13 protein-coding genes are annotated in these 13,198 nt (G+C 61.0%); 6 read left to right on the top strand and 7 right to left on the bottom strand.

The genetic code is table 11. The features are described from left to right. Nucleotides 1-57: 57 nt before the first annotated feature. Entirely contained in the window at nt 58-1,203 is a 1,146-nt protein-coding gene (locus QMK17_RS24325) for a flavin reductase family protein (protein ID WP_283511866.1), read from the bottom strand. 361 nt (nt 1,204-1,564) lie between these two features. Here QMK17_RS24325 and QMK17_RS24320 point away from each other — a divergent pair, with 361 nt between their 5' ends. Continuing rightward, nucleotides 1,565-2,722, top strand: a complete 1,158-nt coding sequence (locus tag QMK17_RS24320; RefSeq protein ID WP_283511865.1) for a DUF3500 domain-containing protein — start codon at nt 1,565-1,567, stop codon at nt 2,720-2,722. A 52-nt stretch (nt 2,723-2,774) separates the two neighbouring features. Next, a complete protein-coding gene (locus QMK17_RS24315; protein WP_283511864.1) occupies nt 2,775-3,473 on the top strand; it encodes a FadR/GntR family transcriptional regulator in 699 nt (232 codons plus the stop codon). Here QMK17_RS24315 and QMK17_RS24310 read toward each other — a convergent pair. The 3 genes from QMK17_RS24310 to QMK17_RS24300 all read right to left on the bottom strand — a co-directional run bounded on the left by QMK17_RS24310 (nt 3,456) and on the right by QMK17_RS24300 (nt 6,037). Further along, nucleotides 3,456-4,730: a CaiB/BaiF CoA transferase family protein gene (locus QMK17_RS24310; RefSeq protein WP_283511863.1), complete on the bottom strand. Its 1,275-nt coding sequence runs from the start codon at nt 4,728-4,730 to the stop codon at nt 3,456-3,458. The two genes, QMK17_RS24315 and QMK17_RS24310, sit on opposite strands and share 18 nt — an antisense overlap. Continuing rightward, nucleotides 4,727-5,611, bottom strand: coding sequence for a fumarylacetoacetate hydrolase family protein (locus QMK17_RS24305; RefSeq protein WP_283511862.1), 885 nt, complete (start codon nt 5,609-5,611; stop codon nt 4,727-4,729). Before QMK17_RS24305 ends, QMK17_RS24310 begins: the two co-directional genes overlap by 4 nt. Nucleotides 5,612-5,695: 84 nt before the next feature. Beyond that, the gene (locus QMK17_RS24300) at nt 5,696-6,037 is read right to left on the bottom strand and encodes a cupin domain-containing protein (RefSeq protein ID WP_283511861.1); all 342 of its coding nucleotides are present in this window, start codon (nt 6,035-6,037) and stop codon (nt 5,696-5,698) included. Between the two features lie 160 nt (nt 6,038-6,197). Between QMK17_RS24300 and QMK17_RS24295 the strand changes: the two genes are divergently transcribed. Next, nucleotides 6,198-6,920: a FadR/GntR family transcriptional regulator gene (locus QMK17_RS24295; RefSeq protein WP_283511860.1), complete on the top strand. Its 723-nt coding sequence runs from the start codon at nt 6,198-6,200 to the stop codon at nt 6,918-6,920. 34 nt (nt 6,921-6,954) lie between these two features. Here QMK17_RS24295 and QMK17_RS24290 read toward each other — a convergent pair whose 3' ends face one another. The 3 genes from QMK17_RS24290 to QMK17_RS24280 form a co-directional block, all read right to left on the bottom strand. Next, entirely contained in the window at nt 6,955-7,965 is a 1,011-nt protein-coding gene (locus QMK17_RS24290) for a magnesium and cobalt transport protein CorA (RefSeq protein WP_283511859.1), read from the bottom strand. Between the two features lie 92 nt (nt 7,966-8,057). Then, nucleotides 8,058-9,038: an MFS transporter gene (locus QMK17_RS24285; RefSeq protein ID WP_283511858.1), complete on the bottom strand. Its 981-nt coding sequence runs from the start codon at nt 9,036-9,038 to the stop codon at nt 8,058-8,060. A gap of 35 nt (nt 9,039-9,073) precedes the next feature. Next, entirely contained in the window at nt 9,074-9,328 is a 255-nt protein-coding gene (locus tag QMK17_RS24280; RefSeq protein WP_283511857.1) for a hypothetical protein, read from the bottom strand. A 270-nt stretch (nt 9,329-9,598) separates the two neighbouring features. Here QMK17_RS24280 and QMK17_RS24275 point away from each other — a divergent pair, with 270 nt between their 5' ends. From QMK17_RS24275 to QMK17_RS24265, 3 genes are all read left to right on the top strand, one after another. Further along, nucleotides 9,599-10,540, top strand: a complete 942-nt coding sequence (locus tag QMK17_RS24275) for a LysR family transcriptional regulator (protein WP_283511856.1) — start codon at nt 9,599-9,601, stop codon at nt 10,538-10,540. Nucleotides 10,541-10,734: 194 nt separating this feature from the next. Continuing rightward, a complete protein-coding gene (locus QMK17_RS24270) occupies nt 10,735-12,000 on the top strand; it encodes an acyl-CoA dehydrogenase family protein (RefSeq protein ID WP_283511855.1) in 1,266 nt (421 codons plus the stop codon). Nucleotides 12,001-12,079: 79 nt separating this feature from the next. After that, the gene (locus QMK17_RS24265) at nt 12,080-12,901 is read left to right on the top strand and encodes an ABC transporter ATP-binding protein (RefSeq protein WP_442972827.1); all 822 of its coding nucleotides are present in this window, start codon (nt 12,080-12,082) and stop codon (nt 12,899-12,901) included. The last annotated feature ends 297 nt before the right edge of the window (nt 12,902-13,198 follow it).

Genomic DNA, 13,198 nt, shown 5'->3' with positions numbered 1-13,198 from the left:
AAAACACCCGTATGGTTTGTATGGTTTAAGCAATTATGGATAGTTTCGTCAAGCGCGTCAAGGATTGACGATGACGGCAGTAGCCGCGGTTGTTTGCAACTCGCGAATCCACGTCTCGACGAGTGCTGTTGACGCCGACGAGGGCAGACCGCTCAGGCGTAGCGCCATGGGTGGACACTGAACGTTCGCTGCAATGGGTACGACGACCGACGCGAGATCGTAGTGCTCATCCGGCTCGAGATCTGTGCCGAAGTGGCCGGCAAGTTCGGAGAATGTTTGTCGCACTGCGATTTCCTGTCGAGGAAGGCGATCGGTTGACTCGAAATCGGCCAGAGCTTCATCCTGGCGTCGGTGTAGTTCCGGTTCCGCGAGGAGAATCGAATATCCGCGCTCGCGGACACTGTCCAACAACTGTCGGTATTGGGCACTGCCCTCGTCGGGTCCGCGTCGAAGCCAGCGATCGACCGACTCGGGCGATGCATGGACGAGGTACGCGGCGCCGAAGGGTGGAATGATGGGTTGCCGGTGACCGAGCGCGACGATGTCACCTTGCGGAGCTCGGCTTGCGCTCAGTACCTGCACCGAGTCGTCTCCGATTCGGGCCAGGACGCTGCAGTTGACGGAGAATCGTGCCGCGATTTCCTCGACCCGGCGGCGAATGATCTGGGCGAGCTGCGCCGCGCAAATGAGGTCGGGATCCGGTGCCGCGATGAACGACTTGCCGGTGAAACGACCGTATCCGCCTTGGAAAAAGAGCAACGGAAGGGCTGGACGTTCGATGTCGTGGCTCTGCACGCGCCCCAGAACTATCAGGTGATCGCCTGCCTCCCGAACGTCTTCGAAAGTGCACTCGACCCACGCCACGGCGTCGTCGAGGATCGGTGACCCGAGTGGGCTCGCGTGCCAACCGACGCCCTCGAACTTGTTGTCCCCGGGTGTCGCCATCTGCCGGCACAGCAGCTCCTGGTCCGACGCAAGTACATTGACGCAGAAGGCTTCGGCGCTTCTGATCTGCGCGAAGCTTCGCGAGGTTGTGGAGGGGAAGAAGGCGATCAGCGGCGGGTCGAGGGAGACGGAAGAGAACGTTCCGACGACCATCCCGGCGGCATTGCCGTCCTCGCTCAGTGCGGTGACGACTGCAACGCCGGTCGGGTAATGACCGAGCGTTTCGCGGAACTCGGCCGGGTCGATGGTCTTGAACATGGAACCTCATCGCGTTGAGTCGGAGCTGCGCGGCCGGACCGGTCGCCGAGCCGAATGATCGGGTGCGCCGGGCCCAGGCAGTGCGAACAGCCTGGAGCCGAGTTCGACGGTTGTCGTCGGCTTTCCCAGCGTCTGGCAGAGGCATTGCCTGTGCGGCGTCTGCGGATTGCTCCATCATCACCATGTCAAACAAATATGTCAACGGTTCGGGTGTTTTAAGTTACAGTTCGACATGCGTCGGTTGAGCTTGGTCGCGCACAGCCCCGCAATTCTTTGCGCTCGGGTGGATCGAGAGCTTGAAACTCTTGCGAAGAAACCAGCCGAACCATTACGTTGTTCAAATCACTGTGGAGGACATCCGATGACACACTCGCATCCACCCGTCGAGCCGACTTACGAGGACGAGCGCACGATCCAGAAATTGCTTGTCGGTGTAATCGGTTTGCTGGACACCTTTTCCGCTGAGCAGCGCACCGCGGCGCTCTACGATTTCGACGATCCACGCCGACTCGATTGGGACATCATTCCCAAACCAGACCGCGTGGGAGTTTCTCTCCATCAGCTCGACCGCCATCAGAAGGTAGTCGTCCTCGATCTCGTCCGACTGACGGTATCGGAAGAGGTGTTCACCAAGGTTCTGGCGATCATGCAGCTCGAGCACCTACTACGTGCACGCGAATCCGATTTCCTCGGTGTCGCCGCGCCGCTGTGGCGGACATCCGATTCCTACTTTCTGACTGTCTTCGGACGGCCCGGATTCGAGGACACCTGGTCCCTACGTTTCCTTGGCCATCACGTCTGCCTCAATATCACGGTCGTGAACCAGCGCTGGATCGTGACCACTCCCAGTGCGCTCGGGCAACAACCGGTCACTGATGCCGGAGTGTTGAATCCGTTGGCCGCAGACGAAGGACTCGGCTTCGACCTTGTCGGGTCTCTGAACGATGATCAGCGTGCAGTCGCCGTCGTGCACGATGTCGCACCGGCCGATTTCGTCTCTCGGCAGGTGCCGCACATCGGCAGTCTCGAGTACCCCGATCACTACGACCTGGGCATGCCACAGTACCGAATTGACAACACCGATCGAAAAGCGCTGGCGCTCGTGCGAAGTGACCCGTCCGGTATCTGCGGAGATCAGCTCGATGGCGACCAGCAGAAGATTCTGCATACGCTGATCGACACTTACCTTGCACGCTTTCCGGCATCACTCGCCGGCGAACATCGCGCGAAGATCGATGCTGACGGCGTTTCGTCAATCCACTTCGCCTGGGCTGGCAGTCTCTCGCGGGGTCTTCCTCACTCCTTCCGTGTTCAGACTGATTCACTTCTCATCGAGATGGTCAACGCGGTCGACAGCGGCAACCACATTCATTCCGTCATACGCGATTTCGACCACGACTTCGCTCATCCGTTCGTTCGCGACCACGAGGCTCGTGTCGCCGAGCACGGAACGCATCTGTCTACGCGAACGACCTCGAGCGAGGGAACCGAACTGCGGGAAAACGACTGGCAGTGGTGACGTACGTGATCATGAAGATCACTGTTGTAGTCATCATTGGTAGGTTCTTTCGGTGAAGCCCATTCCTGCACTGACTCGCGCGCATGTACTCGCGGGTGAACTTGAGAAGCAGATCCTCGACCGGGAATTCGAACCGGGCGAACTGATCGGCACCATCGAGTCTCTGAGAGGGCAGTCCGGGTTCGCAAGATCGACTGTGGGAGAGGCAATCCGACTTCTGACGGATCGCGGCCTCGCCGAAATTCGACCTGGGCGTGGTGGTGGGCTGTTCGCCACCGCGGCCGGGCCCGTGGTCCGAATCCGCCACACGTTGTTGGCAGTGACGGATGCTCCTGTATCGGTCGCCGAGGCTGTGGCCGTACGGGAGGCCCTCGAGCCTCTCATCGACGTCGATGCGGCCAAGTATCGAACGCCGGCGGACAGCGCCGAGATGGCGCAACTCCTCGTGCAGCTGGCAGCGGCGGCGTCGAGAAGCACGTCCGAGTTCCTACTGGCGAACTGGAACCTTCACGAGCGTATTGCTCAGATTTCGCCCAATGGGACCGCATCGGCGCTCTATTTGTCGATGACGCGGTTCGTGCGAGATCATGCGGTGACGGCCGTGCATGACGAGAGCCCGGAATCAGCGGCGGAATGGCTGAATTCCAGGCTGGAGACACACGAGGAGTTGGTGGCCGCCATCATCGCTGGGGACATACCCCGCGTGAAAGCGGCCACCGAGAGGCACGCCGAATCAGTGGCCGACGACTGACGCTCCGTGGCCCGAATACCCGGCCCACGACCGAACTTCCTCGGAATCTTCGTCGAGCGTAGGGGGAGCGCGGTGCTCGGTCCTGGTGGTCTCGCGGCCGTCGGAGGTGAAGAACCGTAACGGTGGTCCCGGAAGATCGAGTACTCCCAGTGTGCTGTGCTTCACCTCGACGAGTAATCCCTGGCTGCGGGTCTGGTCCCACTCGTAAACCTCGTCGATGGACCGCACACGGCCCGAAGGTATACCCAGCGCGTCGAGTCGTTGCAGCAGGTCCTCGGCTGTCCACGTCGAAAAGATGGTTTCGATACGTTCGATCAGTTCCTGGCGGTGAGCGACCCGCTCGGAATTGTCGGTGGTCCCTTCGGCGGATGGATCGAGTCCGAAGCCTGCGCAGAACTTGCGCCACATGGCGTCGTTTCCTACTGCGATCTGTACCGACCCGTCTGCGCAGTGAAACAATCCGTACGGTGCGATCGAGGCGTGATGATTCCCCGCCGCGCGCCCGACCTGGTGAGCGACGGTCCACCTTGTGCCTTGGAAAGCGTGCACGCTCACCGCGGCAGCCAACAGCGAGGTCCGCACTACCTGCCCGCGACCGGTTTCGTGTCGTTCGTGCAGCGCCGCCATCACGCCGTACGCGCCGTTCATCCCTGCGAGCAGGTCGCAGATCGGCGTGCCGAACTTCTGAGGATCGTCAGGGCCGGCTCCCGTGAGCGACATCAAACCGCCTTCGCCTTGAGCGATTTGGTCGTAGCCCGCCCGACCACCTTCGGGGCCATCGTGGCCGAATCCGGTGATGGACAACACTACCAAGCGCGGGTTAATGCGATTCAGCTCGTCCATTCCGAGCCCCAATCGATCCATTACCCCAGTCCGGAAGTTTTCGACGAGCACATCGGCCCGTGCGATCAGCGAGACGAGGACTTCGAGATCGCCGCCCGGTGAGGTGTCCTTCAGATCCAAGCAGATCGATTTCTTGTTGCGGTTGGCCGCCAGAAAGTAGGTCGACTCGACTCCGGTGTCCGCTGCCGAACCTGCGTCGTACGAACCATTGTGCGGCGCGACGAACGGTGGACCCCACCCGCGGGTGTCGTCCCCTGTGCGGGGTGACTCCACTTTGACGACGCGAGCACCGAGGTCGCCGAGCATCATCGTTGCGTGCGGGCCGGCCAGCGCGCGGGACAGGTCGATCACGGTCGTGCCCGAGAGGGGGCCACTTCGTCGGTCCGACTCGGTGTCGGGATACGTGGACGTCACTGGAGTGCACCTGCGTTCGAGTTGTCGCGGACGCGGGAATGTCGATCTGCGTTGTCGACGATGCGATTGGTCAGAATGCCCAGTCGATCGACTTCGACCTCGACCGTATCGCCCGGCTGCAAAAGCCATGGTGGAGTGCGAGAGTATCCGACCCCGGACGGTGTGCCGGTGGCGAGCAGGTCGCCTGGATTGAGCGTGAAACTGTGGGAGATGAGAGACAATGTCTCGCCGACACCGTAGATCATCGACGAGGTGTTCCCGTGTTGGACGACTTCGCCGTTCACCCGTGTCACGACGCGGAGACCGTCGCGTAGATCGCCCACCTCGCTTGCCGGGATCATAGGTCCGAGTGGCCCCGACCGATCACCGTTCTTGCCCATGATCCACTGCGACGTACGTTTCTGCGCTTGGCGCGAGGTGATGTCGTTGAACGTCGAGTAACCGACCACAGCGGCCAAGGCTTCCTCAGGCGTAGCGTCGACCAGCGTCGACCCGACCCAGGCCACTACTTCGCCCTCCCAGTCAAGGCCGTCCTCGCCGGTAGGAAGGGGGACCTCGGCTCCGTCGACGCTCAACGACGCGGACCAACGCGCAAACAACGTAGGGAACTCTGCCGGCTTGTCGTTTCGGAACGAACCCTCGTCGACGTGATCCTGATAGTTGAGCCCCACGCACAGAACACGGGCGCTCGGAATCACCGGTGGTACCAGGTTCTGATCGACCGGGAGTATCGGGCCGGACAAATCCATTTCGTTCAGATAGCTGCCGGGAGAGGCCCAGAACCTGTCGACGTCGGCGAGGACTGTTACGGCGTTGCCTGCATCGTTCAATACTCCGACAAGGATCGGGCCAACGCTTTGACCTATTCCCACGATCCGCATGTGTGCTCCATTGTTGTCAGCGCCTGCCTCGAAGGTTCGGCGTCCTTGGTGGTGAGTGGTGAGAGCTGTTCGCGTCTGGTCGGTTCACGACGCCGTTCGAATGACCAGCATGGACGCCGGCAAGTTGGTCCGGTTCTCGACTGTGCGCATGGTCCCTGGCGTGAAGTGAACCGAATCGAACGGACCGAGTGCTTCTTCGATACCCTCGCTGGCCATCACGAGTTCACCGGAGACGATCACGTAGACCGTTTCCGACGGTTGTGCCGAAAGATTGGCTGCCCCACCGGGTAGGTAGTGCGAGAGTGCCACCGTGAAATCCGTTGTCGGTGATTGTGTTCCGCCCTGAAGACGTACGGGGCCGACATTGTCGTGTCCGACGGGACTGAACGGCTCGGCGTCGCCGATTCTCGTCACTCGCATAGACATGGCGGGAGACCTTCTTTCGGTAACCGGTAGTTTTCGGCGCTCACGAAGGTGCGGCGTCGTGACTTGCACGGTGTCGGGCTAAAACACCCGTATGGTTGATAGGTTTTAATAGTCGCCGTTCTTGGGGGTGGATGTCAAGCATGTGCGCTAAAATAGCCGGGTGCTTCCAAAACCTCAGGCACGCGCGCAGCAACTCGCCACGGCGATCGAGCAGTCCATAGTCGAACGGCAGCTCGTTGCGGGAGACCGTATCGCCACGATGGACGAGCTACGGGAACAAACCGGGTACGGGCGTTCGACCATCGGAGAAACCGCTCGGCTGCTCTCGGAACGAGGAACGGTCGAGGTTCGGCCGGGCCGCGGGGGTGGACTGTTCGTGGCGACTGTCAACGCCGTGGTTCGATTGCGTCGTACGCTGCTCACGGTGGCGAACGGCGCCACATCGGTCGCCGACGCCATCGCAGTTCGCGAGTCGCTCGAGGAGTTGATCGCGCTAGAGGCCGCGCGACATCGCACCGACGCCGATATCGCTGACCTGGAAGAAGCGCTCGCGCACATGGAGTCGTGCTGCTCCGACTGGACTGCGTTCATGGCGTCCAATTGGGCGTTGCACGAACGTATTGCGGCTATTGCTCCGAACGGGCTGGCGCGCGCCGTCTACGTGGGAACCATTCGGTGCGTCGCCGAACTGACGGTGCATGCGGAGTCCGAGCCGCAGATCGACGCCGAAGACTACCTCGCGTCACGAGCTGCTGTGCACGCCGAATTGGTGCATGCAATCGTCGACGGTGACGAAGACCGAACTCGCCTCGCCGTCGAGGCTCACCGGGGAATCTCGATCAAGATGGACGGCTCGGTCGGTCAGCCGGTACCCGTCCTGTAGTCACAGACGATTGCTCTGCTGGAGTTGCAGTGATCTAGAGCCACTGTTTGATCTTGAATACTCCCCACAGTCCGATACCCGTCAGCGCCATCAGTGCGAGCGCGAACGGGTATCCGAACGTCCATTTCAGTTCCGGCATGATCTCGAAGTTCATACCGTAGATGGCACCGATCAGTGTGGGAGTGAACAAGATTGCTGCCCATGCGGAGATGCTTTTGGTCACGTCGTTCTGCTTTTGAGCGACGATCGTCGCATTGAGCGCAAGCGCATTCTGGAGCAGCGAATGGAATGTGTCGGCCCGCTCGGCGACGCGAATGATGTGATCCTGAACGTCGCGCAAGCGACGGTCCAGCTCGATTCCGACTCCGTACTTCTCGCTTCCCCTCAGCAAACCGTCGAGGATCCCGATGAGAGGTCTCGTGGCCTTCTGGAAGTCGGTAACCTCGCTGAACAGTTCGTAGATCCGGCGTCCGACGGCCGATTCGCCGGCGAAGAGCTGATGCTCGATTTCGTCGATATCGTTGTCGAGGCCTTCGATGACCGGGCTGTACGCGTCGACGACGGTGTCGAGCACTGCCCAAAGGATGGCCTGCGGCCCGGTGCTCAGCAGCGCAGGCTTGCCCCTCAGCCGATCTACACTGCGAGCGATGTGTCGGTCGTCGATGTCGGCGACGTGATTGATTGCGATGAAGAAGTCGACACCGACGAAACAATGAATTTCGCCGAATGCGACTTCTTCCTCGGTGTCGAGATAGATCGCTGGGCGGACAACAAGGAACAAAGTGGACCCGTACCGCTCCAATTTTGCTCGCTGATGCCCGTTCTTGGCGTCCTCGATCGCCAACTCGTGCAAATCGAATCTTCTCGCGAGGGAGATGAGATCATCTGTTGCGGCATCGATATCAGGTTCGGAGAGCGCAATCCACGCAGTGCCTCCGGTGGCATCGAGTGCGGCAAACGTCTGTTGGAGGGTGTCGTGGGACGAGTTCAGCACACCGTCGACGTAGACGTCGTTGACCATAAGACCAAGATCTGTAGTGCTCATGGAAGTCTTTGTACCTCTGATCGGCCGTGCATATCGCGCCGACTCGCGAAATGGCGTGGGCCGGTCTGCCTCCACACCTTCGCCCACTTCGACTACTCGTCCGCGCTGACGGACACCGGAACCGTCTTTGCATCGACGACACCTTCAGCGCCTTGCTTGGGCGTTCGTACCGGCGGAAGCGCCAGGAAGGCGACGGCACACAACGCTGCGAGTGCACTGACGGTGTACAGAACGGCCGTGTAACTCTCGGTCCTCTGCACGATGGCGCCCACGCACAAGGGTGCGATGCCTCCTCCGATCACAAAAGCCATGTACGGCCCGGCGAAGGCTTTTCCGAAAGCTGCCAGTCCGAAGTATCGCGATGTGAAGAAACCGACCAGATCCAGTTCGGCGCCGAGTAGACAACCGAGAGCGAGGGCCAGAGCCGGCGCGAATGCGATTCCGCCCACGGCGAACGTCAGAACACCGCCAGCGCACAGCAGGCACAACACTGCGGTCACGACCGTCGGACGCAAGATATCGATGAGCCACCCGATCACAACGCGACTGACGATCACTGCAACGCCGAGAGTGGACGCGATCCCCGCCGCGCCGCCGATGCTCATTCCATCTTGGCGCAGCATCGGAATCAGGTACGGAACGAGTCCGGTGACCGTGATCGCCATGAGCCCGAACGTGAGGATCAGGCGCCAGTACAGGGGATCTCGTCGGATAGCAGAGAATTCGAGTTCGGGTGCGTTGGGTACGGCGCTTTCGCTCGCTACCGGTTCCACTCGGGGAGCCACTGTCAAGAAGAACAGTGAGGGAATGACACCCACAACCGCGACGCACGCCAACGTCAGGTAGCCGAATTTCCAGCCTTCCAATTCGACGACACGACCGATCGTGATGGGGATGATGGCAGTGGCCAGTCCGCTGCCCATCATGGTGATGCCCAGTGCCAACCCGCGCGCTCGGTCGAACCAACTACTCACTGCACGGCTGAACGCGATCGGGCCGGTCCCTGCGCCGAAGAACCCGATGAATGCCATCGTTGTCATATACGCGGCAACGGATTGGACTATAGTTGCCAAGGCTACGAAACTAAGTGCAGCACAGAGAGATCCGACTATGCTGGTGCCTTGACTCCGAACTTGTCGACGATGTGTCCGACTACTGGTGCGGCAAGCGCCATGCCAAACGCCACAAGTGTGATGGACGCGCCGTATTGTGCGGGACCGAGTCCGATCTCCATCGCCAGGTCGGCGGCGAACAGGCCAGCCGAGTAGATGGCAAGACCGGTTCCTCCTACGCCGACGCCGATAACGGCCGCCGCGAGAGTCGGCCATCCTCGTCGAAATTCTTGTGCGCGTGATCTGATCAATGTGGGCTCCTTGCTGATGGGGAGTTCTGAATCGGACGGTCTACTGAACCTCGACGTACTGCCCAAGGGAGCGCGTCCGCTCAGAGCGACAATCTTGTGAGGCCCATCACTTTCCCGGGTTGCGGTGGATCTGGGAAGCAATGAATCGATATGACGAAGATTCGTCCGGTGAATAAGCCCAGATGGGCCGACTGCGAGGTCAGGCGGCTGATTGAGCTGGTTTCCTGAACTCGCAAATTCGATGGCTTCACCAGGCATAGTGGGGTCATCATGAGTCCGAACAACCGTCCCGCCGGCCAGCGCGGCACACTCGACTTGAACCTCGTTCTGTCGCTCGATGCCCTGCTGCGTGAGCGAAGTGTCAGCCGGGCCGCCGTAGCCGTCGGTCTGAGTCAGCCGGCGATGAGTGCAGCGCTTGCGCGTTTGCGACGGTATTACGGGGACCGCTTGTTGGACCGAGTTGGAGTTACGTACGAGCTGACGCCGTTGGGCCACAGCCTCGTCGGCAGGACCGCTGTCGCAGTGTCCGCCGTCGGACGTGTGCTCGACGCAGAGCCCGATGTCGACATCCACAGTTCGACCCGCGAGTTCACACTGTTCGCGTCCGACTACATGGTGGCGACGGTGGGCGACTCGATCGTGCGGGCCCTGTTGAGAGAAGCTCCTGATATCAAGGTCCAGTTCCTGCAATTGAGATCGGAGGTCGTGGACAACGCATCGGTCCAGCTTCTCGCCGTCGACGCGATGATGGTCTCGCGGGGGCCAGTCGACGGATTGCCTTCGATCGATCTGTTCTCCGACCGGTGGGCTTGCGTTGTCGCCGAGGGTAATCCACGCATCGGCACCTCGATCGAAGCCGGTCAGTTGACCGAATTCCCATGGGCGGACTTTCAGACGTACCCCCATGGCTCGGCAACGCCGCTACGTCAGCTCAGGGCGTATGGAATCGAACCCCTCATTCAGGTCGTCGGCGAGAATTTTCTGGCGCTGCCCTATTTGGTTGCCGGCACCGATCGGATCGCTTTTCTTCCCGAGCGCCTGGCAGGTGTCATGGGCGAGCGCATGGGGATTCGAATCGTCGATTTCCCGTTCGAATTGGCGCCACTCAACCACGCGCTGTGGTGGCACCCGATCCGCGCCGACGATCCGGTGCACCGGTGGTTCAGAAGCCGTGTCGTCGAGTCGCTTGCGCGCGAACCTGATTCGGCTTGATCCCAGCCTGGCGGGATAGCGATATTCGCATCGCGCACTTGACAGTGACGACAATCACGACTAATACTCTAGTTACTACCCGAAACATACGGGTGTTTTACGGGACACGTCGTGTGGACGCTACACCCCAAGGGCCCCGAACTTCACGCCAGCATCGTTCGAGCACTGGCCAAACGACTTCAGGAGACGACATCATGATCGAGATCATCGACAATTCCGAAAGGCTCGCAACGGTCCTCGACAGGGTGCGAGTGCTGGGGCCCACGCTGCGCGAACGCGCGCTCGATGCCGAGCGTGCAGGACGCCATTCGTCCGAGACCATCGCCGATCTCGACGCGACGGGTGTCTTCGACATCGGCAGTCCTACGGAGTTCGGGGGATACGAGTTCTCGGTCCGACAGCAGTTGGATGTTGTCTCCGAGGTCGCGAAATGGGACGGTTCCTGTGGGTGGACGGTATGGGTTGGGGCATCGACCAACTGGATCCCCGCCGGTTCCGGCGCCCGCAACGTCGAAGAGGTATTCGGATCCGATTGGATCGGGCCCCGTGTCGCCGCATCGAGCCACTTCCCGGCATCGAGGGGACGGGCGCAGCGGGTAGAGGGTGGGTGGGAAATCACCGGTGGACCGTGGACCTTCGGCAGTGATTCGTTGTGGGCCCCGTTCACCAACCTCGGATGCATTGCCGACGACGGCAACGGGCCTTACCTCGTGGGCGTTCAGGTCCCTCGAAGCGAACTCGAATTCCATGACGACTGGCATGTCGCCGGGATGCGCGCCACCGGCAGTGTGTCGAGCTCGCTGGCGCAAGGAAAGCTGTTCGTCCCCGATTACCGTGTCGTCGATTTCCGGGATGTCGTGGGCGGAAACCTGGACAGCGGTCTGGCGGGATCTTTGTGGAAGGCGCCGACTCTCGGATGGGCGTTCAGCCTGATGGCCGGTATGTCGGTCGGCATCGCGCGTGGCGCGCTCGATCGTTTTCTCGAACGGTCCAGTGGCCGACCTATTCGCGGCACGACGTACAAGAACCAACTCGAAGCACCGCTCACACACCTGATGCTCACCGAGGTTCACACCAAAATTCAGTCTGCCGCCTTGATGGCGCAGGCAAACGCGATCGAGACCGACCGGCTCGGCGAACTGGCTGCGGCAGGCACACCGGCCGATCCCGATTACCTGCAGCTCTTCAGTACTCGGGTTCTCGCCGAAACCGCATATGCAGCCAAATGGTGCGCCGAGGCGATCGAGCTACTTCAGCGAAACTCCGGATCGACCGCAATCATGGACTTCGAGCCGATCCAGCGCGCCTGGCGCGATGCTCGGATCATCACCCTCCATGGTGCTCTCAACCTGGAAGCTCTGTCGGAGAACTTCGGACGCATCATGGCCGGAACGAAACCGCATGAATTCGAAGGCATCACCACGCTTGATCGCTTTGCACCTGCAGCAGCGAAAAGATAACCACAGCAACAGAGTCGGGCCCCGGTGAGCGTCAATCCGTGGTCCGGCTTCGCTTGTTCACGACCGAAGGGCGCAAGCATTGTCATCCCGACAGCTCGCAGCAGTACACGTCGCTGCCGTGCAGGTCTCTGGGGTCGATGTCGTCCGCGGTGGACGACATCTTCTGTCCGACATAAGTTTTACTGCTCGACCTGGCGAACACTGGGCTCTCCTCGGTCCGAACGGCGCCGGAAAGAGCACGCTTCTGAGCCTCCTGGGTGCCCGAGTGCACCCCACTGGTGGGTCGGTTCACGTATTGGGACATCGGCTCGGACGCGTCGATATGCGCGAACTTCGTTCCTGGATAGGCCATGTCGATCCGCGTCACAGACTGGATCAGCCACTATCCGCGCTGGAAGTGGTCCTCACCGGTCTCACCAACACCGCGGTGCGAGTGACTCGACACGAGCCGTCTGCGGCGCACACGGTGCGTGCACGAGCGTTGTTGACCGCAATGGGAATGGGTGAGCACTCGCACGCGGTGTGGACGACGATGTCGCAGGGGGAGCGCGGCCGAGTACTGATCGCACGGGCCTTGATCTCCCGTCCCCGGTTGCTGTTGCTCGACGAACCCTCGACCGGTCTCGACCTTGCCGCGCGCGAGCAGTTGCTGGACGCGCTCGAACATCTCGCCGCGGCCGACCCCGAACTGACCACTGTGATGGTCACCCATCACCTCGAGGAAATCCCCCCGCACACAACACATGTGCTGATGCTCGGCGCCGGAGTCGTGTTGGCGTCCGGTCCTGTGGACGAGACCTTGAATTCGGAGAGCGTCAGCGAATGCTTCGGCTACCCGATGGCCGTGACTCGCGCGTCCGGCCGCTGGATTGCTCACTCCGAGCGACAAGTTCGAGCATGACATCCTTCGTGACGGCGAAGTGAAATGTGACTCACGGGACAGGCATCCGCGTTGCCCAGCTGCAGTTGCCACCATATGGTTGTAGATAGCAAGTATCAGCTCTCGCTGATTGCTCCTATGTCACCCCCCGGCGGCTGAACGTGGAGCCTTCGAACGCAACCGAAGTCTCCTTGAACCGCACCGGTGAGTCCGGAGACTTGGTTTCGTGTGAGTTCGGTCAGCTCGCGAGCTGATCCGATTGTCGAGTGTAGTGGAGCTGTTCGCATTCGATCGGCGGGATGTCGCCGCAGAATCCGT

The sequence above is a fragment of the Rhodococcus sp. G-MC3 genome, assembly GCF_030063335.1.
Lineage (GTDB): Bacteria > Actinomycetota > Actinomycetes > Mycobacteriales > Mycobacteriaceae > Rhodococcoides.
Note: the sequence above shows the minus strand (reverse complement) of the source record. Positions and strands in the feature narration are given on the sequence as shown.

Coding starts and splice junctions, on each gene's coding strand:
- QMK17_RS24270 (WP_283511855.1), top strand. CDS start 10,735: ATGATCGAGATCATCGACAATTCCGAAAGGCTCGCAACGGTCCTCGAC.
- QMK17_RS24325 (WP_283511866.1), bottom strand. CDS start 1,203: ATGTTCAAGACCATCGACCCGGCCGAGTTCCGCGAAACGCTCGGTCAT.
- QMK17_RS24305 (WP_283511862.1), bottom strand. CDS start 5,611: ATGCGGATCGTGGGAATAGGTCAAAGCGTTGGCCCGATCCTTGTCGGA.
- QMK17_RS24290 (WP_283511859.1), bottom strand. CDS start 7,965: ATGAGCACTACAGATCTTGGTCTTATGGTCAACGACGTCTACGTCGAC.
- QMK17_RS24300 (WP_283511861.1), bottom strand. CDS start 6,037: ATGTCTATGCGAGTGACGAGAATCGGCGACGCCGAGCCGTTCAGTCCC.
- QMK17_RS24320 (WP_283511865.1), top strand. CDS start 1,565: ATGACACACTCGCATCCACCCGTCGAGCCGACTTACGAGGACGAGCGC.
- QMK17_RS24275 (WP_283511856.1), top strand. CDS start 9,599: ATGAGTCCGAACAACCGTCCCGCCGGCCAGCGCGGCACACTCGACTTG.